The sequence below is a fragment of the Acidaminococcus massiliensis genome, from assembly GCF_900095825.1.
In the GTDB taxonomy this organism is placed as follows: domain Bacteria; phylum Bacillota; class Negativicutes; order Acidaminococcales; family Acidaminococcaceae; genus Acidaminococcus; species Acidaminococcus massiliensis.
Genome location: NZ_LT608315.1, coordinates 59383 through 78887 on the forward strand (window position 1 = coordinate 59383; position 19505 = coordinate 78887).

Annotated in this window: 19 protein-coding genes; 8 read left to right on the forward strand and 11 right to left on the reverse strand. The window is 54.5% G+C overall.

Going from position 1 to position 19505, the window contains the following annotated elements; translation table 11 throughout:
- Positions 1-162 precede the first annotated feature (162 nt).
- Positions 163-2085, reverse strand: coding sequence for a sigma-54-dependent Fis family transcriptional regulator (locus BQ2657_RS00490; RefSeq protein WP_075578884.1), 1923 nt, complete (start codon positions 2083-2085; stop codon positions 163-165).
- 140 nt (positions 2086-2225) lie between these two features.
- Here BQ2657_RS00490 and BQ2657_RS00495 point away from each other — a divergent pair, with 140 nt between their 5' ends.
- Positions 2226-3278, forward strand: a complete 1053-nt coding sequence (locus BQ2657_RS00495) for a mechanosensitive ion channel family protein (protein WP_075578885.1) — start codon at positions 2226-2228, stop codon at positions 3276-3278.
- A gap of 24 nt (positions 3279-3302) precedes the next feature.
- On the opposite strand, the gene BQ2657_RS00500 is transcribed toward BQ2657_RS00495, so the two are convergent.
- From BQ2657_RS00500 to BQ2657_RS00540, 9 genes are all read right to left on the reverse strand, one after another.
- The gene (locus tag BQ2657_RS00500; protein ID WP_075578886.1) at positions 3303-3803 is read right to left on the reverse strand and encodes a shikimate kinase; all 501 of its coding nucleotides are present in this window, start codon (positions 3801-3803) and stop codon (positions 3303-3305) included.
- Positions 3796-4629 carry a shikimate dehydrogenase family protein gene (locus tag BQ2657_RS00505; RefSeq protein ID WP_075578887.1) on the reverse strand — a complete coding sequence of 278 codons (834 nt, stop codon included), beginning with the start codon at positions 4627-4629 and terminating at the stop codon, positions 3796-3798. The genes BQ2657_RS00500 and BQ2657_RS00505 overlap by 8 nt, the downstream gene beginning before the upstream one ends.
- Positions 4626-5480 carry a prephenate dehydratase gene (gene pheA, locus BQ2657_RS00510; RefSeq protein ID WP_075578888.1) on the reverse strand — a complete coding sequence of 285 codons (855 nt, stop codon included), beginning with the start codon at positions 5478-5480 and terminating at the stop codon, positions 4626-4628. Before pheA ends, BQ2657_RS00505 begins: the two co-directional genes overlap by 4 nt.
- Positions 5481-5483: 3 nt before the next feature.
- A complete protein-coding gene (aroC, locus tag BQ2657_RS00515; RefSeq protein ID WP_075578889.1) occupies positions 5484-6572 on the reverse strand; it encodes a chorismate synthase in 1089 nt (362 codons plus the stop codon).
- A complete protein-coding gene (gene aroA, locus BQ2657_RS00520; RefSeq protein ID WP_075578890.1) occupies positions 6553-7845 on the reverse strand; it encodes a 3-phosphoshikimate 1-carboxyvinyltransferase in 1293 nt (430 codons plus the stop codon). The genes aroC and aroA overlap by 20 nt, the downstream gene beginning before the upstream one ends.
- Entirely contained in the window at positions 7826-8914 is a 1089-nt protein-coding gene (gene aroB, locus BQ2657_RS00525; RefSeq protein WP_075578891.1) for a 3-dehydroquinate synthase, read from the reverse strand. Before aroB ends, aroA begins: the two co-directional genes overlap by 20 nt.
- Complete coding sequence (locus tag BQ2657_RS00530; RefSeq protein ID WP_332835096.1) at positions 8895-9812, reverse strand: prephenate dehydrogenase; 918 nt, start codon at positions 9810-9812, stop codon at positions 8895-8897. Before BQ2657_RS00530 ends, aroB begins: the two co-directional genes overlap by 20 nt.
- On the reverse strand, positions 9793-10806 hold the full coding sequence (aroF, locus tag BQ2657_RS00535) for a 3-deoxy-7-phosphoheptulonate synthase (protein WP_075578893.1): 1014 nt from the start codon (positions 10804-10806) through the stop codon (positions 9793-9795). Before aroF ends, BQ2657_RS00530 begins: the two co-directional genes overlap by 20 nt.
- Positions 10807-11176: 370 nt before the next feature.
- Positions 11177-11779, reverse strand: a complete 603-nt coding sequence (locus BQ2657_RS00540) for a hypothetical protein (RefSeq protein WP_075578894.1) — start codon at positions 11777-11779, stop codon at positions 11177-11179.
- A gap of 343 nt (positions 11780-12122) precedes the next feature.
- Here BQ2657_RS00540 and BQ2657_RS00545 point away from each other — a divergent pair, with 343 nt between their 5' ends.
- A complete protein-coding gene (locus BQ2657_RS00545; RefSeq protein ID WP_075578895.1) occupies positions 12123-12971 on the forward strand; it encodes an Mrp/NBP35 family ATP-binding protein in 849 nt (282 codons plus the stop codon).
- A 34-nt stretch (positions 12972-13005) separates the two neighbouring features.
- Here the strand turns inward: BQ2657_RS00545 and BQ2657_RS00550 are convergent, their stop codons facing one another.
- The gene (locus tag BQ2657_RS00550) at positions 13006-13542 is read right to left on the reverse strand and encodes a chromate transporter (RefSeq protein WP_075578896.1); all 537 of its coding nucleotides are present in this window, start codon (positions 13540-13542) and stop codon (positions 13006-13008) included.
- Between the two features lie 450 nt (positions 13543-13992).
- On the opposite strand from BQ2657_RS00550, the gene BQ2657_RS00555 reads away from it, so the two are divergent.
- The 6 genes from BQ2657_RS00555 to BQ2657_RS00580 all read left to right on the forward strand — a co-directional run bounded on the left by BQ2657_RS00555 (position 13993) and on the right by BQ2657_RS00580 (position 19496).
- Positions 13993-15198 (forward strand): aconitase X catalytic domain-containing protein, encoded by a 1206-nt coding sequence (locus BQ2657_RS00555; RefSeq protein WP_075578897.1) that lies wholly within the window; start codon positions 13993-13995, stop codon positions 15196-15198.
- The gene (locus BQ2657_RS00560) at positions 15199-15600 is read left to right on the forward strand and encodes an aconitase X swivel domain-containing protein (RefSeq protein WP_075578898.1); all 402 of its coding nucleotides are present in this window, start codon (positions 15199-15201) and stop codon (positions 15598-15600) included.
- A 39-nt stretch (positions 15601-15639) separates the two neighbouring features.
- Positions 15640-16665 carry a TRAP transporter substrate-binding protein gene (locus BQ2657_RS00565; protein WP_075578899.1) on the forward strand — a complete coding sequence of 342 codons (1026 nt, stop codon included), beginning with the start codon at positions 15640-15642 and terminating at the stop codon, positions 16663-16665.
- A 70-nt stretch (positions 16666-16735) separates the two neighbouring features.
- Entirely contained in the window at positions 16736-17230 is a 495-nt protein-coding gene (locus BQ2657_RS00570; protein WP_075578900.1) for a TRAP transporter small permease, read from the forward strand.
- A gap of 6 nt (positions 17231-17236) precedes the next feature.
- Positions 17237-18508: a TRAP transporter large permease gene (locus BQ2657_RS00575; protein WP_075578901.1), complete on the forward strand. Its 1272-nt coding sequence runs from the start codon at positions 17237-17239 to the stop codon at positions 18506-18508.
- 16 nt (positions 18509-18524) lie between these two features.
- Entirely contained in the window at positions 18525-19496 is a 972-nt protein-coding gene (locus tag BQ2657_RS00580) for a C-terminal binding protein (protein ID WP_075578902.1), read from the forward strand.
- Positions 19497-19505 lie beyond the last annotated feature (9 nt).

Consider the following 19505-nt stretch of genomic DNA (forward strand, 5'->3'; position numbering starts at 1 on the left):
CAAAATCTATGCCAATTCGAAATTTTCTTTTCATTCCATAAAAAATATGTTTCTTCCCCGCTTAGAAGGCAAAAAAGACTCCTGCAAAACAGAAATTTCTCGTTTTGCAGGAGTCATCCATGCTTCTTTGAAATTAATTGTTTCAAATCATTTCATTTTGTTTCATTTACTTTCTGTATCGTATTTTTTCATTTTCCGCCATAAGGTACTGCGGCTGTATCCCAAAGCAGCTGCCGTCTTGGCCAGATCAAGATCATTTTCCTTCAGGACCCGAAGGATCCGTTCCCGTTCCCATTCCAGCAGTTCGCCGCCAGAAACCCCCTTGCCCATTTCCTGGATCTGCGGCAGAGACTGGAGCAGATAGCGGCGGATAAAATCAGGACCAGCACCCTGCTGGAGGAGCAGGCTGAGCCGTTCCAGCAAGTTGGACAGTTCCCGCACATTCCCCGGCCAGCTGTAGCCCTGGAGCTTTTCCAAGATTCCGCGGACTGTTTTGCGGCTGTTTCCGTCACTTTCCGGCCAAAGCCTGTTGAAAAGTTCCATGCCCAGAGGAAGGATGTCTTCCTGCCGTTCCCGCAAAGGCGGCAGATACAAGTTCAGGACATTCAGCCGATAATAAAGGTCCGCCCGGAACTTTTTCTCCTGGATCTCTTCCAGCAGATTCCGGTTGGTGGCCGCAATGATCCGGATATCCACAGGAGTCACCGTATCGCTGCCCAATCTCCTGACCTCCTTTTCCTGGAGTACCCGGAGCAGCTGCACCTGGGTGGCTACCGGCATCTCTCCGATTTCATCCAGAAAAATCGTCCCCTGATGGGCCATTTCGAACAGTCCTTTTTTCCCGCCCCGGCTGGCACCGGTAAAGGCGCCTTCCACATACCCGAAAAGCTCAGATTCCAAGAGATCCCGGGGAAAAGCACCGCAGTTGACAGCCACAAAGGGGCCGCTGGCCCGAAGACTGGCATTGTGGATGCTTTGGGCAAACATTTCCTTCCCTGTCCCGGTTTCTCCCTGGATCAGGATGGTGGCATCCGTCTTGGAAAATTGTTCAGCCAAGGAGACGGTATCCCGGAGCTGTCGGGATCCGCCTTTGATATCCACAAAATGATATTTGGCCGTCAGTCCTTTTTGGTGGAGCTGGATCCGGATTTTCTGTTCCTGGGCCTGGAGTTTCTTCACATCCTGGAAGATCCCTACGGCACCCAGGGTACGTCCTTCTACTTTGATAGGAAGCAGATTGGCAGAAACCAGTTTCCCTGCCAAATGGTGGAGTTCTCCCAGCCGGGGCTTGCCTCCCTGCAGCACTTCCAGCATCCGGACCTTTCGGATGGCTTCCGTCAAATGCCAAGGATTTTCTCCGGCAGGATTCCCCAAAAGCATCCTGGCCCTTTCGTTCATAAGATCCGGCCGGCCCTGGCTGTCAATGGACAGCACCGCATCATGGGTATAGTCCAGGATCAGGCCATACCGTTCCAACTGCAGTTTCAGGGCCTGCTGTTTCTTTTCTTCATTTTTCTGTACTTCCAGCCATTGGACAGCGGTTTCCATGGCCAAAAGCAACGAATCCACTGAACTTTCAATGGTGGTATGTTCCAGTCCTTCCTGTGCAGAAAAACGGGCGCTGTCCGCACCGCCCACGCCCAGGACCGCTCCGTCCTTTACGGCTTCTGCAACGGCTTCCGCACACTGTTCCAAAGAAGAAAAAGTATAATACAGTGCCTGGATATGCTGAAGGCTGCAGGCCGTCTTCACATCTGCCGGGATCCTCCCGTAGGAGAACAATGCCACCTTTCCCTGGATGGCGGCTGCTTTTTCCAGGGCATCTACATAATCAGCCAAGGTCATGCCGATTTCCACGATAGGAACGGCAAACTGTGCTTCCAGCATTTTCTTCGTCCCTCGGCGGCTGATGAACAGCCTAGCTCCTGCCTTGATCAAATTTTCTCCCACTGACAGGGCATCGCCAAGAGAAGCCTTCACCACCCCGATGGGAAAACGATGCTCCTGCACAAGCTGCCGGCTCCGCCGCGAAAGTTCTTCCGTAGGGGCGATCAGCCAAATCTGCCTATCTTGAGAAGAATCCATGATATCCTCCTTTTCCCATTTTCCCTCATTATACCCTATTTCTCAACTCCCTGAAAAATACCCGGAAATCCGGCACAGCCTTGCACCAAAGTACGGACGGATGGTACAATGGGGCAAACAGCTGAAAAAGGAGTCTTTCCATGACTTTCTATCATGATTTTCTTGCCTGGCTGCCGGCCCTCCTGATCTTGGGGGTGACGGTCCTGTTTTACATCGGCTTCCGGATCGTCAGCATCCGGGTCATCCGGTTCATCCTGGATAAACTGCCCTTTGCCGCTGATGAAAACATCGCTGCAGCGGTTTATCGGCCCGGCCGGATGGCCATCGGAGTTTTCGGGACTTACACGGCCCTGGCCAATTCTCCCTGGGAAAGATTGGCCCAGACGGCCTTTGTTTCCAACTCCGTATCTTCTCTGCTGATCATCGCCTTTTACTGGAGCCTGTACAATTTCAGTTCCACCACCAATGTGATCTTCAACCACTTTTTCAACAAATCCGGCAAAAAACTGGATCCGGCCATCAGCGGCCTGTTCTCTTCTTTCTTCCATGCTCTGATCCTGTTTTTTGCCCTGGCCACCGTCCTGAGCACCTGGGGCTTCAACATCAGCGGCTTCATCGCCGGGCTCTCCATCGGCGGGCTGGCCGTCTCCCTGGCGGCCAAGGATTCCCTGGCCAACATCTTTGCCTGTCTGGTGATCCTGATGGACCAGCCTTTCCATGTAGGAGACTGGATCATCTGCAACAATGTGGAAGGAATCGTGGAATCCATTTCCTTCCGCAGCACCAATGTACGGACCTTCACCCAGGCCCTGGTGTACATCCCCAATTCCCTGATCATCAGCACCCCCATCCAGAATTTCACCAACCGGCATATGCGCCGGCTGGAAATGACCCTAGGAGTCACCTATGACAGCACCCGGGAGCAGATGGAAGAGCTGGTCCGGAAAATCACGGAATTCCTCCGGCAGGATCCGGATATCGTGAATGAAGGGATCACCGTGGCTTTTTCCAATATGGGAGCCAGCAGCCTGGATATCAGCATCGTCTGCTACTGCTGCCATACGGGTTATGACAAGTACATGAAAAGCAAGGAACGGATCAATCTGGAACTGATGCGGCTGCTGGAAGAAACCGGCACCAGCGCCGCCTTTCCCAGCACCAGTGTGTATATCGAAAAAGGACCGGCCGCCTGAGCGGCTGGTCCTTTTTGGTCGGCCTTACAGCCCCGCCTTCCTCACCAGTTCGATGATGTACTCCGTTGTCTTGTCGAAGTCTTCATCCACGGGGATGGTGTAGTCAGCGTATTTCAGATACAGGGGCATCCGCTCCCGGTACAGCTGGGTGAGCCGGTCTTCTGCAGAATTCAGCAGGGGCCGGCTTACTTTGTCCACGCAGCCGGCAATGGCTGCCAGGTCCCGGTTCAGGAAAAAGATTTTTCCCGTTGCCTGGAGAAAAGCGATATTTTCCGGCCGTTTCACCACCCCGCCTCCGCAGGAAATGATGATGCCGTCCATGGCGGAAAGGGCCTTCACCGCAGCCGTTTCCGCCTGGCGGAACACGTCTTCCCCTTCCTGGAACAAGTCCTTGATGGTGCGTCCGGTCTGTTCCACCACCTTATCATCCGCATCCAGCACCGGCCGTCCCAGTGCCTTGCTCAGCTTCCGTCCGATGGTGGTCTTGCCAGCCCCGGGCATCCCGATGAGTACGATATTAGCCATGGAAAGTTGCCTCCAGTTGTTTCATGATTTCCGGGATCAGTTCCGGATCCATTTTTTTCTGCTGCCAGATTTCTTCAGAGGCCACGGCCTGGGCCACCAGCATGTAAAGGCCGTTGCAGGTCCGGGCTCCTGTCTCCCGGGCATCGGCCAGGAAGCGGGTTTCCCCTGGATTATAGATGATATCCACAGCCGCAGCGAACCGGGCAGTGAACGCTGCCGAAACCGGGCTTTCCCCCACTTTGGGGAACATGCCCACTGGGGTGGTATTGATGATCACCTGACCGCCTCTTCCTTCCCGTTCTGCTGATCCATAAGTCTCCAGCAGGGTGTCCGGCCGCTGTGCCAAGAAACGGGCCAATGCGTCCTCCGCCTTCGCCCGGTCCCGGACCAGGATCCGGATGGAAGCCGCCCTGCGGTCCGCCAGTACCTGAAGGACCGCTTTGGCTGCCCCGCCGTTGCCCAGGACGGTCACTGCTGCCCCCTCCAGGGAGATCCCAGCCGCCTGGAGCATCCGATCAAACCCCAGATAATCCGTATTGTACCCCTTCACTCCCTGGGGAGTAAAAGACAGGGTATTCACCGCTCCGATCTTTGCGGCTTCCGGCGCAATGGCCGCCAGATACGGCAGCACCGTTTCTTTGTAAGGGATGGTCACATTGCTGCCCCGGAGCCCCTCTGGATTTTCCTGGACAAAAGAAGCGACCTCTTCCGGTTCCCGTTCCAGGAGCTCATAGGTATCCTCCGTGCCCAGGGCCCGAAAGAGCGCCTGATGGATCTGGGGCGACAGGCTGTGCCCCAGTACCCTTCCCAACAATCCAAATTTCATGATTCTTTTTCTTCCTTTCCGTGATCCGCCGGATAATTCCCCAGGATCTTGCATTCCGTGGTGTCTTCCGGCAGATCTCCCAAGGCTTTCTGCACCGCTGGATCCGTCAGATGGCCGGTGATATCGATGTGGAAATAATATTCCCAAGGCCTTCCTGGTATGGGCCGGGATTCGATGTTGGTCATATTGATCCGATACCGGGCAAAATGGGACAAGACCCGATACAAGGACCCGGGCTGATGCTTCAGGCTGACGATCAGGGTGATCTTGTCTGCTTCCGGCACCAGTTCCCGCTGCCGGCTGAGGATGATGAACCGGGTATAATTGCTCTGGTTGGTATTGATGCCCCGGGCCAGGATGGCCAGTCCATACTGTTCCGCCGCTTGGGCGCCGGCTACCGCCGCCATATGGGGATCTTTTTTCTGGGCCACCAATTCTGCCGCTTTGGCCGTATTGAAATAATTGAATTGCCGCATAGCAGGGTGTTCTTTGAAGAATACCTGGCACTGGGAAAACCCTTGGGGATGGGAATAGACTTCGGTGATCCCTTCCAATTTGGCTCCTGGACAGGCCAGGAGGCAGTGCTCCACTTTGACGATTTTTTCCCCCACGATGGAAGCGCCATACCGCCGGACCAAGTCGTACACATCGGTGATCCCTCCCGTGGAAGAATTCTCGATGGGCAGCACGCCATACCGTACCTTCCCTTCCATCACAGCCTGGATCACGTCCTCGAACAGCATGAAGTTCCTGGCGTCCACCGGTTTTCCGGCAAAATAAGTCTGGAGGGCCAGATGGCTGTACGCCCCGGGCACCCCTTGATAGCCTACAGGAATGGTTTCTTCTGCCATGGTTTACCTCCGTTCTGCCAGCAGGGACAGATCCAGCAGTGTCCAAGCCGTGACGGCTTCGATCACCGGGACAGCCCGGGGCAGGATGCAGGGATCGTGGCGTCCGGTGACTTCCAGGGTGGTGTTTTCTCCTGTAACCACATTCACTGTATGCTGGGTCTTGCCGATGGAAGGGGTTGGTTTGACGGCCACCGTGAACAACAGCGGCATCCCATTGGTGATTCCCCCGGTGACGCCTCCATTGTGGTTGGTGGTACAGACCACTTTTCCATCCTGATAGGTCATGGGATCATTGGCCTCGCTGCCCCGCATTTCTGCCAGGCCGAAACCGTCTCCGAAAGCAATGCCCTTCACTGCCGGAACAGAGAACAGGGCATGGCTCAGCCGGCTTTCCACGGAATCGAAATAGGGTTCTCCCAGCCCCACCGGCAGACCGATGGCCATACATTCGATGGTACCCCCTACGGAATCTTTTTCTTTCTGGGCTTCCGTGATCCGGACCGCCATGGCTTCCCGGACAGAAGGATCCAGCACCGGCAGGGTCTCATCTCCCCTAGCCAGGAGGGTCTCCGCCGTTTCTCCCAGAGGATCGAATTTCCGGTCCCGGACTCCCGCCAGGGTGGCCACATGGGCGCCTACCGTGATCCCTCTGACCGCCAGCAGCTGTTTGGCCACGGCACCGGCAAAGACCAGAGGGGCTGTGAGCCTGCCGGAAAAACTGCCCCCGCCCCGATAGTCATTGCAGCCGTGGAACTTCACATAGCCCGGATAATCCCCATGGCCCGGCCGCATGATTTCTTTCATCTTACTGTAATCTTTGGAATGGGCATTGCTGTTGGGGATCCGGGCACAGAGGGCCATGCCCGTAGTCCGGCCGTTGAAAAAGCCGCTTTCGATGCTGACACTGTCGCTTTCCTTCCGGGGCGTAGCCAGTTTGCTGTTGCCGGGGGCCCGCCGTTTCATTTCCCGGACAATGGCTTCCTGGTCCAATTCGATGCCTGCCGGCAGCCCGTCGATCACCACCCCGATGGAAGGTCCATGGGATTCTCCAAAAATGGTCAGCTTGATCTGCTCACCCATCACACTGCTCATAATGTCCTCCTAACGCTGCAAAATCCTCCCAGAAATCCGGATAGGATTTGGCCACACACTCGGCTCCCACCAAGGTCAGCGGTTCCCGGCACAGGATGCTGGCCACGGCCAGGCTCATGGCGATCCGATGGTCGTTCCAGCATTCCACGGTGCCTCCGCCCAGTTCCACCACCCCATCGATGGACAGGCCATCCGGCCGTTCAGTGATCTTGGCACCCAGCTTGTTCAATTCCGTGGTCATGGCCTGCAGCCGGTCACATTCTTTCAGCCGCAGCCGTTCGGCGTGGATGATTTCCGTATGGCCCTGGCTGAGGGCAGCTGCCACCGTCAATACCGGGATGATATCCGGACAGTCCCCCCCGTCGATGGTAGTACCCAAAGGCACCGCCGGCCGGCTCACCAGTTTTTCTCCTTCAAAGACCACCTGTCCCCCCATCCGCTGGAGGATGGGGATGATGGCCCTGTCCCCCTGGAGAGAGTCAGGATCCATCCCCAATAAGTTGATGGTCCGCCCCAGCATCCCAGCGGTGAGCCAGAAGGCCGCCTGGGAATAATCCCCTTCCACAGCGCCCTGCCGAGGCTGGTACTGCTGGTTCCCAAGGATCCGGTACCATCGATAGTTTTCGTGTTCGATCCGGATGCCGTACTTTTGCAAAGCGGAAAGGGTCAAAGCGATGTAGCTCTGGCTTTCCAGCTTCCCGGTGATTTCCAGGGTGGAATCCCCGTCCAGCAAGGGCAGGGCAAAGAGCAGCCCGCTGATGAACTGGCTGCTCACATCGCCGGGCAGGGTAAATTTCCCCGGACGGAGAGGGCCCCGGACTTTCAGAGGGAAATTGTCCGTATCGCTCCCTTTTTGGAACAACAGTCCCTGTTCCCGGAAAATGGCTTCATAGGGGTCCAAAGGCCGGCTGCCCAGCTTCCCAGAGCCGATGAACGTGAAGGTTTCCCCGGAGACCGCTGCCAGGGGGATCAGGAAACGAAGGGTGGACCCGGATTCCCCGCAGTCCAGGACTGTTCCCGCCTGATGGGGACGGCATCCCTCCACGGCAAAACCAGTACGGCCATCGGTTTCCTCCTGAGAAGAAATCTCCGCCCCCAGCTGCCGGAGGCAGTCACAGGTGGCCAAAATATCTTTGCTGAGGCTCACTTCTTCTACCTGGCTCTTTCCCTGGGCCAGGGCCGCACAGATCAGGGCCCTGTGGCCCATGCTTTTGGAAGAAGGTACCCGGAGCGTTCCGGAGAGAGAGCCCGGCTCAATGCGCAACGTGGTCATGATTCCATCCTTTCACATAGGGTTCCAGATCTGCAAAGGCCACTTTTTTCAGCAGGTGCTTCCCGATTTCCGGGACAATGATCAAGGTAATCTGGTTCCCCCGTTTCTTCTTGTCCATAGCAATCCCCGCCAGTACGTCCTGGTCACTGATGGAGTCTTCCGTAGGGATCTGGTATCTTTCCAGCAAATGCTGGATCCGGTCCGCCGTGCCCGGTTGGGTCAGCCCCATCTTTTCCGTGTTCCGGGTCAGCCGCACCATGCCGATGGCCACTCCTTCCCCATGGGTGTATTTCTCATAATGGTAGTACCGTTCCACTGCATGGCCGATGGTATGGCCGAAATTCAGCACCATCCGAGCCCCCACATCCCATTCGTCTTCTTCCACCACCTTCACTTTCAATCGGCAGCAGGCCGCGCTGATCTCGGCTGCATGAGCCAAGATGTCTTCGTCTCCCTGGAACTGCTCCAGCCGGGCAAACAGATCCGGATCGCCGAAAGCGGCACATTTGATCACTTCCGCCAGCCCGTCGTGGAGATACCGCCGGTCCAGGCTCCGGAGAAGTTCTGGATCCATCAGGACCCCTTTGGGCTGATAGAAGGCGCCTACCAGGTTTTTCCCTTCCGGCAGGTCCACAGCCACCTTGCCCCCTACACTGCTATCGATCTGAGCCAGGAGGGTAGTCGGGATCTGGATGAAATCCACTCCCCGGAGGAAGCTGGCCGCCACAAAGCCTCCCAGATCCCCGGGGACGCCGCCCCCCAGGGTAATCACCAAGTCGCTGCGGGTCATACCGAAATCGGCACAGGCCCGGACCATGCGGCCGAAGGTTTCCAGGTTCTTATGGTCTTCCCCGGCTTCCATCACCAGCCGGCGGACGGCAAACCCCTGTTCCCGGAGCTGCTGTTCCAGGCTGTTTCCATAGAGCCCGTCAACGGTCCGGTCTGTAAGGATGGCCGCCTTGTCCGCCTTAGACAGGGCACGGACCTTTTCCCCCATGGCAGCCCAGGAATGGGCGGCAATTTCAATGGTATAGGATTTTTCTCCCAGATCAACGAAGATTTTTTCCATAGAACATGTCCCTTCTTTTCTTTTTGGCCTGCTCCATCATCTGTTCCAGTTCTTCTCGGTCATCCTGCTGGAGGGCACTCTTCCAGTGCTCCAGCTGCAGCTCCAATTTGTTGATTTCCCGGAGCACCGGTCCTTTGTTCAGGAGGAAAAGATCGCTCCACAGGGCCGCATTGATGTCCGCCACCCGGGTGGCATCCCGGAAGGAGCCGGCCACGAAGTACTTGGTATTTTCCTGCATGGAATCGCTGTTGATCAAGGATACCGCCATCACATGGGGCAGATCACTGGTATAGGCAATGATGCTGTCATGCTCTTCCACGGTCAGTTCCACCACCCGGGCACAGCCCAGCTCATAGGCCATATTCCGCAGCCAGGCTTCATGGTCCGGCAGGTTGTTTGCCCGGCGGATCAAGATGAAATTGGCCCCCTGGAAAATCTGGGAAGTGCTCTGGCTGTAGCCCTTGCCCTCCCGGCCCGCCATGGGATGGGTAGGGACAAAATCCATAGACCGCCCCAGGAGTGCGTCCACTTGGTCGGGGATGCTCCCCTTGATCCCCATCACATCGGTGAGGAGCACATCCGGCTTGAAATACTGGACATGTTCCCGGACAAAGGGGACAAAGGCGCTTGGATACATGCAGCAGATGATCACATCCGCTTCCCGGAGGAGTTCCGGGTTCCCGTCCGCCAGTTCCGTCACATAGCCTTCATCCTTGGCCATGAGAGAGACGATATGGTTCCGGTCCATCCCGATGATCCGTTTTACCTTCTGGCTCTTCAGGGCCTTGGCGTAAGACCCGCCGATCAGCCCCAGCCCTACAATTGCAACTACCGTGTCCTGCAGTTTCTTCATTGCCATTTCCTTCCTGTTTCCGTCCTTACAGTTCCCGTCCCACAGCCGGGGCCAGGATCCGCAGGTCCTGCATCAGTTTGTCAAAATCCGGCAGGGAAAGGCTCTGGGCCCCGTCACACCAGGCGTGTTGGGGATCGTTGTGGGTCTCGATGATCAGACCGTCCGCTCCTGCTGCAATGGCCGCTTTGGACATAGTGGGCACCATCCAGGCCTTTCCGGTAGCATGGCTGGGATCCACGATCACCGGCAGATGGCTCAGCCGCTTCACCGCCTGTACGGCAGAAAGATCCAGGGTGTTCCGGGTATAAGTTTCAAAGGTCCGGATGCCCCGTTCACAGAGGATGACGTTCTCATTGCCTTCCGACATGATGTATTCCGCGCTCATGAGCCATTCTTCGATGGTAGCGGACAGTCCCCGCTTCAGGAGGATGGGTTTCTTCAGTTTTCCCAGTTCTTTCAGCAGGGTGAAGTTCTGCATATTCCGGGCCCCTACCTGGATCAAGTCCACTTTTTCCACAAATTCATCGATCTTGTCCGCAGCCATGATCTCCGTCACAATGGGCAGATGGTTGGCATTCCCTGCCTGGCGGATCATGTCCAGACCCTTGTCGCCCAACCCCTGGAAGGAGTAAGGAGAAGTACGGGGTTTGAACGCCCCGCCCCGGAGCATGGCTGCTCCGCTCTGTTTCACAGAGGCGGCAATGGTGTCCATCTGCTGCTGGCCTTCCACCGAACAGGGACCGGCAATGACCACCAGCTTTTTGCCGCCCACTTTCACCCCGCTGACGTCGATGATGGAATCATCCGGATGGAACATCCGGTTGGCCCGTTTGAAAGGTTCCTGGACCCGCATGGCCTTGTCCACCCATTCATTCACCATGAAATCTTCCGGATCCAATATGCTGGTATCCCCTACGATGCCCAGGACTTCCTGGTTCTCCCCGATGCTGTCATGGATGGTGAAGCCTCTCTGTTCCAGGCTCTTTCTCAGTTTTTCAGATGCTTCCTTGGGTGCACCTTTCTTCATTACGATGATCATGTTGTTTCCTCCTGTTCTTCTTTCCTACCATTCTACTTTTACCAACACCCTCTGCACAAAAAAAGCAGACTCGCAAGGAGTCTGCTTTACGGTTCAATGGGAACCTCCGGGGATCCGGAGCATCAGTCTCTCTTCACGGTGGGATAAACATGCAGTTCATGGCAGCCAAAATAACCAAAGCCAAAATAATAGCTCTGGGTAAAATAGAAGCCATATGCAGTTCCCCAGTTCATTGTGGAAAGAGTCATATTCAAACCGCCTTTATACATTGGAATGCGTATATAATACTCCTGTTTACAAAATCCGTCAATGGAGAAATGATTTTCCTGTCATTGAAACGAAAATATGTATCGATAGTTACAGGGTCGTGCTATCTATCCAACACTACATCCAAATCTTCCAGGGCATGGCCCGTGGTATCAGCAAAACGCACCCGGAGGTTTCCGAAACGGGGCAGCTTCTTTTCTGGGATGGTCACTACATGTTCTTCGCTGAGGGCTTCGCTGCCGTCATCCTGGACCCCGGAAGGATCCTGGATCGCCACGGTCACATTCAGCAGACGGCCGAACAGTTCTGCCTTGGTGATGGCCATTTTCCCGTTCTGTCCATTGGTATCCATGGCCGCATAGAGCACCAGTTTGTTGGCATAGGATGCACCGGAATACCGGCGCCGGGCCTGGAGGACTTTTTCCTGCTGGGTGGTCAGCTTCTTGATGCTGGCAAGTTCCGGGGCATCCTGTCCTGCTTTGGGAGGGATGAATGCGGTGCAGACCAGGCCGGGGACCGCCTTTTCACTGTCATGTTCCCAATCGGTATGGGCATCGGCGGCCTGATAAATGACTTTGCCGTCCTTCACCACCCGTTCTGAGACAAAAAGTTCTCCGTCAGCCAGCTTCGGCCGTTCCGCCGCATAGCCCGGCACGGCACAAAGGGCAGCCAAAAGGGCCACTGCTGCTGTTTTTTTCCACTTCATATCCTTCACTCCTTATGGGTACCGAGGCACCCGGATTTTTCTCTTTCTTATTATACACTGTTTTTGACTTGCAAGTCAGTGGAAGTTTGAAAAGAAAGAGTGACGAAGTGGGTAAAGACGTCAGACCGGCCCTTCGGGCCTTTCAGAAGTCAGCTATCAGCTTACCCCGCGCCAAGCAGATTGGACCTGCATCTAAATCGAACAAAGCTGACGTCTGACATCTCAAGGCCCGTCAGGGCCGTTTCTGACTTCTTACGATAATGTAACCCGATTGCATCCAGTTGGATTTTTTCCTATAATAGGGAAAGGTTGATATCTGTTTACCTTGAGGGAGGTTTTTTCAATGAGCGAATGTGATCACTGCGATCATTCCCACTGCTCCGGCTGCGAATCCAATCCGAAGCAGAATCCGCAGGATGCGGCCATTGCCGATTTCCTGCAGCATGTCAAACATAAGATCGTCGTCATGAGTGGCAAAGGCGGTGTAGGCAAGAGCACGGTTTCCGTGGATCTGGCCCTGCTCCTCAGTGAACGGGGCTATCAGGTAGGCCTGATGGATGTGGACCTCCACGGCCCCAGTGTGGCCGGTATGCTGGGCTATATGGACAAGCATGTCCAGGTGGAAGGAGAAAAGCTGGTCCCCTTCCGTTACAGCGACCATCTGGAATTTTTGTCCGCCCAGGGTTTCCTGGCCCAGCAGGACGACGCCCTGATCTGGCGGGGACCCCTGAAAGTGGGTGCCATCCGGCAGTTCATGAGCGATACCAAATGGGACCCCCTGGACTACCTGATCATCGACTGTCCTCCGGGCACTGGAGATGAACCTCTGACCGTAGTCCAGACCATCAAAGATGCGGAAGCCATCATCGTGACCACTCCCCAGAAAGTAGCCCTGGCCGATGTGCGGAAATCCCTGAGTTTCTGCCAGCTTGGCCATATCCCGGTCCGGGGCATCATCGAGAACATGAGCGGGTTCGTCTGCCCCCACTGCGGCCAGGAAGTGGATATCTTCAAAGCCGGCGGCGGCAAAGCCCTGGCAGAAGAAAAGGGGCTGCCCTTCCTGGGCCGGATCCCCATCGATCCCCAAGTGGTGGCTGCCGAAGATGCAGGGAATCCCCTGGAAAACATCAGTGAAGCCAGCCGCAAAGCTTTGAACAGCATTGTGGACAAGGTGGTTGAACAGGATCAGTAAAAATAAAGAGGTTGTTGCAAGCGCAACAACCTCTTTATTTTTTCAGTCCTAATTTCCCCCACAGCCCTACCATACCGGCAAAAATGACCAGTATCACAGGAGAAACATCGGTGAACAGGTTGATGCCCAGGACCACCAGGAATACTCCGATGGTCAGCCAATCCACGATGGCGCTCCGAGCCAGTTTGGAAACAGCATTGAAGATCAGGATGCACACGCACACCCGGATCCCGGCAAAAGCATCTTTCACCGCTGGATAATCTGCCAGATTGGCCAGCCCTGCCGCCAGGATCGAAATGATCACCAGAGAAGGGAACACCACACCCAGGGTGGCCACGATGCCTCCGATGATTCCCCTTTCCTTGTATCCGATGAAGGTGGCCACGTTGACCGCAATGATGCCAGGGGTGCACTGCCCCACCGCATAATAATCCGTCAATTCTTCTTCCGTGGCCCAATGGTACCGTTCCACGATATCCGACTGCAGAATGGGCAGCATGGCCATCCCTCCCCCAAAGGTCACACCCCCGATCCGGGCAAAAACCACGAACAACTTCCATAATGATGGCATTCTTCCCACCTCCCCTGTTTTTTATTGTAGCGCATTTTCTCCAGAAAATTAAGTTCTTTTACTCCGACTTTGGACTTGGTATACTGTATTTTATATTCTTCAGAATTCTTTTAATTTTTTTGGTATTTTCCCAGCAAAAAATGTATGGATTTTCAAGATTTATGCACATGCTTTCTTTTACAAGGTGAAAGATAATAGACTTTACACGTTTTTCGTGCTGTTTTTCGTCCTATTTTTACCGAATTTTACTTATGATTTTCTTTCCTATAGTTCGTATATAGTTTTATTTTTATTATTTTTTTACAATTTATTCATATAAATCCATTGACTTTACGTATTAAATAAATTAATCCCGTACATTATTGCATTCTCTTCGATTTTTCGGTATATTGATTCTGGAAGTTGCATACAACCTGTATACTAGAAACATGTCAAGGGAGGGAAAAATCCATGGAATTAACGCAGGATCAAAAAGATCTGTTGGAGGGCAAGTATGGACAGGGAGCCCAGCTGGCTATGAAAGTCCAAGTTGCCATCGGGGAATCTTTCGGTGCCAAACGGATGGTCCCCATCACCCGGTCCCATGTGGCCCTGAGCAACCAGGATGCGGATCTGTGGCTGGCAGAGAAAATGGTCGGCCTAGGTGCCAAATGCCGAGTCCGTCCTACGGTCAATCCCGGCTTCTGCCTCAGCTACTTCAAAGCCCTGGGAACCGTCACTGACGATGACTACGCCATGATGGAGCGGACCGACAAGGCCTATCGGGCCCTGGGGGCGGAATTGAGCTACAACTGCACCCCCTACATCGATACCAACGTCCCCCTGTTCGGAGAAATCTGCGCTTTCTCTGAATCCAGTGCTACCCCCTTCGTCAACGCCATCTGGGGCGCCCGTTCCAACCGGGAAGGTGCCAACTCCGCCCTATTTGCTTCCATTACCGGTTATGTACCAGAATATGGCCTGCTCCTGGACGAAAACCGCTACGGGAACATCCTGGTCAATGTGGAAGCCGATATGACCTGTGATGCAGACTACCACATCCTGGGCATGTGCGGAAAAAAGATCGGCCACGGGATCCCTGTCTTCACCGGCCTCCCCAAGAACATTACCAAGGAAGCCCTGCGGAACCTGGGTGCCGAACTGAATACCTCCGGTTGCTATGACATGTATCACATCCCCGGGTTCACTCCCGAAGCTCCTGATGTAAAGACGGCTTTTGGCGGTAAGGATCCGGAACGGGTGGTGACCATCACCAATGAAGACATGGCGGAAGTCCTGGAAGAAATCTCTGTGGATACACCTCGTCCCATCGATTTTGCCATGTTCGGCTGTCCCCATTTCACCCTGAACGAATGCCAGTATATCGCCAAAAAGATCGACGGACGGAAGCTGGCAGTGCCTATGTGGATCCTGACGGGAGAACATGTGCTGGCCATGGCCAAACGCACCGGCATTTACGATCAGCTGGAACCTTATGGAGCCCATATCGTACCGGATACCTGCCCGGATCAGCCCTGCTGGCATTTCCTGAAAGGAAAGATCGGCATCACCGAATCTCCGAAATGTGCCTACTACCCACAGCGGCGGGGCATCCATTTCGTCATCCGCAATCTCGATACCTGCATTGAAGCAGCCCTGACCGGGGAGGTGAAATAAATGAAGACGTTTACCTGTCATAAAATTTCTGAAGGCAAGGCAGAAGGTCCGGCCATCGTTTCCACCGATGATGTGATGTTCTATCTGATCGATCCGAAAACAGGGACCGTCATCGAAAAAGAACACAGCCTGGAAGGAAAGAGCATCGCCGGGAAGATCATGATCTTCCCCAGCGGGAAAGGCAGCAGCGTGGTCCAGGCTGATGGGCTCTTCCAGCTGATGAAGCAGCACAACCAGCCCAAAGGGATGATCGTCCAGCGGCCGGATACGGTACTGGTCACCAGTGCCATCCTCTTTGAGATTCCCATGGTGGATCAGGTAGATCCAGCCTTTTATCAGGAAGTGAAGGAAAACGATACCATCGAGATCGATGCAGATGCAGGTCTGGTAAAGATCCTGTAGGAAACGCCGATTCTCCAGTTCATTAAAGGAGGCTTTACGATGAAAAAATCCAAACTGTTTGTCCTGGCGATGACAGCAATGATTTCCATTGGAGCACTGACCGGCTGCGGCGGTGGAAGCGATAAGGGAGGCGGTAGCAAAGGTTCCGCTGTGACCCTGAAGATCGGCCACGTAGAACCGGAAGACCGCTCCACCCATAAAGCTCTGCTGAACTTCAAAAAGAACGTGGAAGAAAAATCCAAAGGCCGTCTGAAGATTGAGATCTATCCCAACGGTGCCCTGGGCGGAGACGTCCAGCTGATGGAAGCCGTCGCCACCGGTTCCCTGGATATGGCCCTCCCTTCTACCTCGGTCCTGACCACCTACAGCGATGAATTCGGTATCCTGGATATGCCCTACCTGTTCAAGGATGCAAAGTCCGCCTTTGCCGCCATGGACGGAGATGTGGGCAAACAGCTCTCTGAAAAGATCAAATCCAAGGGCATCGATATCCTGGGATACACCTACAATGGTCCTCGGAGCACCACCAGCAAAGTGAAACCCATCGAAAAGCCGGAAGACCTAAAAGGTTTGAAGATGAGAGTCATGGAAAGCCCGATTTTCATCGACTACTACAAGACCCTGGGAGCCAACCCCACTCCCATGAGCTTCACAGAACTGTACACCGGCCTGCAGCAGGGAACAGTGGAAGCCCAGGAAAACCCGCCTTCCCTGACTTTCGCCAACAAGTTCTATGAAGTCCAGAAATATTCCAGCATCGACGAACACGTCCACAACTTCCTGGCCTTCATGATCAACGATGCCAAGTTCAAATCCCTGAGTGCAGATGACCAGAAGCTCCTCCAGGAAGAAGCCAAGAAATACGTGGGTGAACAGCGGAAGATGGAACTGAAGGACAACGAAAAGGCCATCAAAGATCTGGAAACCATCGGCAAACTCCAGACCAACGTCCTGACGGCAGACCAAAAGGCAGCCATGCGGAAGGCCCTGCAGCCCATGTATGATAAGTATGAAGCCAAATTCGGCAAAGCCATGTTCGACCTCTGCGAAAAATACAACAAATAAGAAAGTCTGAGGATACAGGGGGAAAACACATCTTTCCCCCTTTCCCCTTTTCTGCAAGAAAGGAGTGACTATGGATAAGTTCCTGGAAAAATGGACCTTTCTGGAAGAACGCCTGCTCATCTTCAGCCTGGTTTTCAACACCCTGCTGATCTTCACCCAGATCATCATGCGGGGTGCCTTCAACTCTTCCCTTTCCTGGTCCGAAGAATTGTCCCGCTATGTATTCATCTGGCAAATCTGGCTGGGCGCCGATCTGGCCTATGCCTATCATGAGCACATCCGGGTAGAGATGATCTACCACTGGCTGCCTGGACCTAAGGCCTGCCGGATCCTGGATATCCTGGTGGATGTCATGTGGCTGGCCTTCAACATTTTCCTGACCTACAAAGGTTTCGATCTGTGCCAGTCCATGGCCTCCCGCCATACCCTTTCCTCCGGGATGCGCCTGCCTCTGACCTATGTGTATGCGGCCCTGCCCGTAGCTTCGTTTTTTTTAAGCCTGCGCCTGGTATACAGCCTGTATACCAAGCTCCGTGGCGGCAGCCAGGATCCCAAGGAGGTGTAACAGACCATGGAAGCGATTTTTCTCTTTGGACTTTTCCTGATCCTTCTCATGCTCAGCGTCCCCATCGGATATGCCATCGGCATGGTCACCCTGGTCACCATGCTGGAATTCACCTCCATGCCTACTCTGATGATTGCCCAGAACAGCATTGCTGGGGTGGATTCCTTCCCGCTTTTGGCCATTCCTTTCTTTATGCTGGCCGGAAACTTGATGAGCGGCGGCGGGATCGCCAAACGCCTGGTGAATTTCTTTGAATGTTTCATCGGCCACATCACCGGCGGCCTGGGCATGGTCACCATCGTGGTCTGCATGTTCTTCGCCGCCATTTCCGGTTCGGCCGTAGCCACGGTTTCTGCCGTCGGTGCCTTCATGATCCCCCAGATGGTGGAACATGGCTACAGCAAACCCTTTTCTGCTGCTTTGACCGCAGCGGCCGGTACCATCGGGGTCATCATCCCTCCTTCTGTCCCCTTCGTTATTTACGGGGTGGTCTCCGGGGCTTCCATCACCAATCTGTTCACAGCCGGTTTCCTGCCCGGTGTCCTGATGGGGATTGCCCTGATGATTGTCTGCTACATCGTCTCGAAAAAAAGAGGCTACCGGGGAAGCACGGAAAAGGCTTCCTTCGAAAAGATTGTCTGCACGTTCAAAGATGCCATTTGGGCCATCCTGTCCCCGGTGATCATCCTAGGCGGGATCTATTCCGGCAAATTCACCCCGACGGAAGCCGCTGTGGTCTCGGTGGTCTATTCCTATATCGTAGGCCGGTTCGTCTACAAGGAACTGGATGCTTCCACCACCTATAAATCCCTGAAAGATGCTATCGTCATCAACGGCGCCACCACCTTCATGGTAGGCCTTTCCACGGCTTTTGCAGCCCTGCTGACCATGGAACAGATCCCGCTGAAGATTGCAGCCTTCATCACCGGGATCAGCAACAATGGTGTGATCATCCTGCTGATGGTGAACTTGTTCCTGCTGATCGTAGGCATGTTCATCGACAACATCCCCGCCACCATCATCCTCACCCCCATCCTGCTCCCCATCTGCAAGAAGTTCGGGATGAGTCCCATCACCTTCGGGATCATGCTGACCATGAACTTGGCCATCGGCTTCTGCACCCCGCCCTATGGGATCAACCTGTTTGTGGCAACGGCCATTTCCAAAGTGAAGATGGAAGCCCTGTCCAAAGAACTGATCCTATTGATCGGCGCGCTGCTGGTCGTACTGGCTTCCGTAACCTATATCCCGGCTGTCACCACCATATTCCTGAAATAAGAAGGAGGGTTCACTTATGCTGATCTGGATCATCGACGAAGAATGGAAAGACTATGACATGGAAAAGGAACGTCTGGAAGCCCGCTATCCTGGGGTGGAGATCAGATGTTCCACCTATGATTATGAAAAGGATCTGAAAGAATTCGGCTATAAGGCGGACGGCATCCTGGCCCAAGTCTACGCGGCCCTGCCGGCTTCCACCATCGATCAGCTGCAGAACTGCAAGGGGATCGCCGTCTACGGAGGCGGCTATGACCGGATCGACGTGCAGGCGGCTCGAGCCAAGGGGATCTCTGTCACCAACATCAGCGGCTACTGTGCGGAAGACCTGGCAGATTATGTGGTAGCCGCTATGTATTTCGCCAACAAACGGATTGCCCAGTACAGTGCCTCCGTCGTAGAGGACAGCCGCAGCAATCGATGGGGCGCCATGGCCGTCCCCTTCATCGTCAATCGGATCAGCACCCAGACCCTCTGCATCGCCGGCCTGGGTGTCATCGGAAAGACGGTAGCAGCCCGTGCCCAGAGCCTGGGGATCAAGGTCATTGCCTGCGACGATTTCGTATCCAAGGAAGAGATGGCAGCTCTCCAAGTGGAAAAAGTGGACTGGGAGGAAGGTTTCCGCCGGGCGGATTACGTCAGCATCAATCTGAAAGGCTGTGACGAAAACCAGGACAAGATCAGCACACCCCTGCTTTCTCTGATGAAGCCCACTGCCTGGCTGATCAATACCTCCCGGGGCAAAGTGGTGGATGAAGCAGCCTTGATCGCTGCCGTGAAAGAGAAAAAAATCGCCGGTGCCATCCTGGACGTGATCAAGACGGAACCGCCCACTGGAGAAGAACCCATCCTCCACTGCCCGGGCATCTATGTGACTCCCCATGTATCCTATATTTCCGTAGAATCGTTCCGGGCTCTGAAAGAGCGGGCCCTGGAAAATCTGGAAAATATGCTGGAAGGAAAGCCACCCCGCGATTTGGTCAATTGAGAAAAGGAC

Coding starts and splice junctions, on each gene's coding strand:
- BQ2657_RS00490 (WP_075578884.1), bottom strand. CDS start 2,085: ATGGATTCTTCTCAAGATAGGCAGATTTGGCTGATCGCCCCTACGGAA.
- BQ2657_RS00495 (WP_075578885.1), top strand. CDS start 2,226: ATGACTTTCTATCATGATTTTCTTGCCTGGCTGCCGGCCCTCCTGATC.
- BQ2657_RS00500 (WP_075578886.1), bottom strand. CDS start 3,803: ATGGCTAATATCGTACTCATCGGGATGCCCGGGGCTGGCAAGACCACC.
- BQ2657_RS00505 (WP_075578887.1), bottom strand. CDS start 4,629: ATGAAATTTGGATTGTTGGGAAGGGTACTGGGGCACAGCCTGTCGCCC.
- pheA (WP_075578888.1), bottom strand. CDS start 5,480: ATGGCAGAAGAAACCATTCCTGTAGGCTATCAAGGGGTGCCCGGGGCG.
- aroC (WP_075578889.1), bottom strand. CDS start 6,572: ATGAGCAGTGTGATGGGTGAGCAGATCAAGCTGACCATTTTTGGAGAA.
- aroA (WP_075578890.1), bottom strand. CDS start 7,845: ATGACCACGTTGCGCATTGAGCCGGGCTCTCTCTCCGGAACGCTCCGG.
- aroB (WP_075578891.1), bottom strand. CDS start 8,914: ATGGAAAAAATCTTCGTTGATCTGGGAGAAAAATCCTATACCATTGAA.
- aroF (WP_075578893.1), bottom strand. CDS start 10,806: ATGATCATCGTAATGAAGAAAGGTGCACCCAAGGAAGCATCTGAAAAA.
- BQ2657_RS00540 (WP_075578894.1), bottom strand. CDS start 11,779: ATGAAGTGGAAAAAAACAGCAGCAGTGGCCCTTTTGGCTGCCCTTTGT.
- BQ2657_RS00545 (WP_075578895.1), top strand. CDS start 12,123: ATGAGCGAATGTGATCACTGCGATCATTCCCACTGCTCCGGCTGCGAA.
- BQ2657_RS00550 (WP_075578896.1), bottom strand. CDS start 13,542: ATGCCATCATTATGGAAGTTGTTCGTGGTTTTTGCCCGGATCGGGGGT.
- BQ2657_RS00555 (WP_075578897.1), top strand. CDS start 13,993: ATGGAATTAACGCAGGATCAAAAAGATCTGTTGGAGGGCAAGTATGGA.
- BQ2657_RS00560 (WP_075578898.1), top strand. CDS start 15,199: ATGAAGACGTTTACCTGTCATAAAATTTCTGAAGGCAAGGCAGAAGGT.
- BQ2657_RS00565 (WP_075578899.1), top strand. CDS start 15,640: ATGAAAAAATCCAAACTGTTTGTCCTGGCGATGACAGCAATGATTTCC.
- BQ2657_RS00570 (WP_075578900.1), top strand. CDS start 16,736: ATGGATAAGTTCCTGGAAAAATGGACCTTTCTGGAAGAACGCCTGCTC.
- BQ2657_RS00575 (WP_075578901.1), top strand. CDS start 17,237: ATGGAAGCGATTTTTCTCTTTGGACTTTTCCTGATCCTTCTCATGCTC.
- BQ2657_RS00580 (WP_075578902.1), top strand. CDS start 18,525: ATGCTGATCTGGATCATCGACGAAGAATGGAAAGACTATGACATGGAA.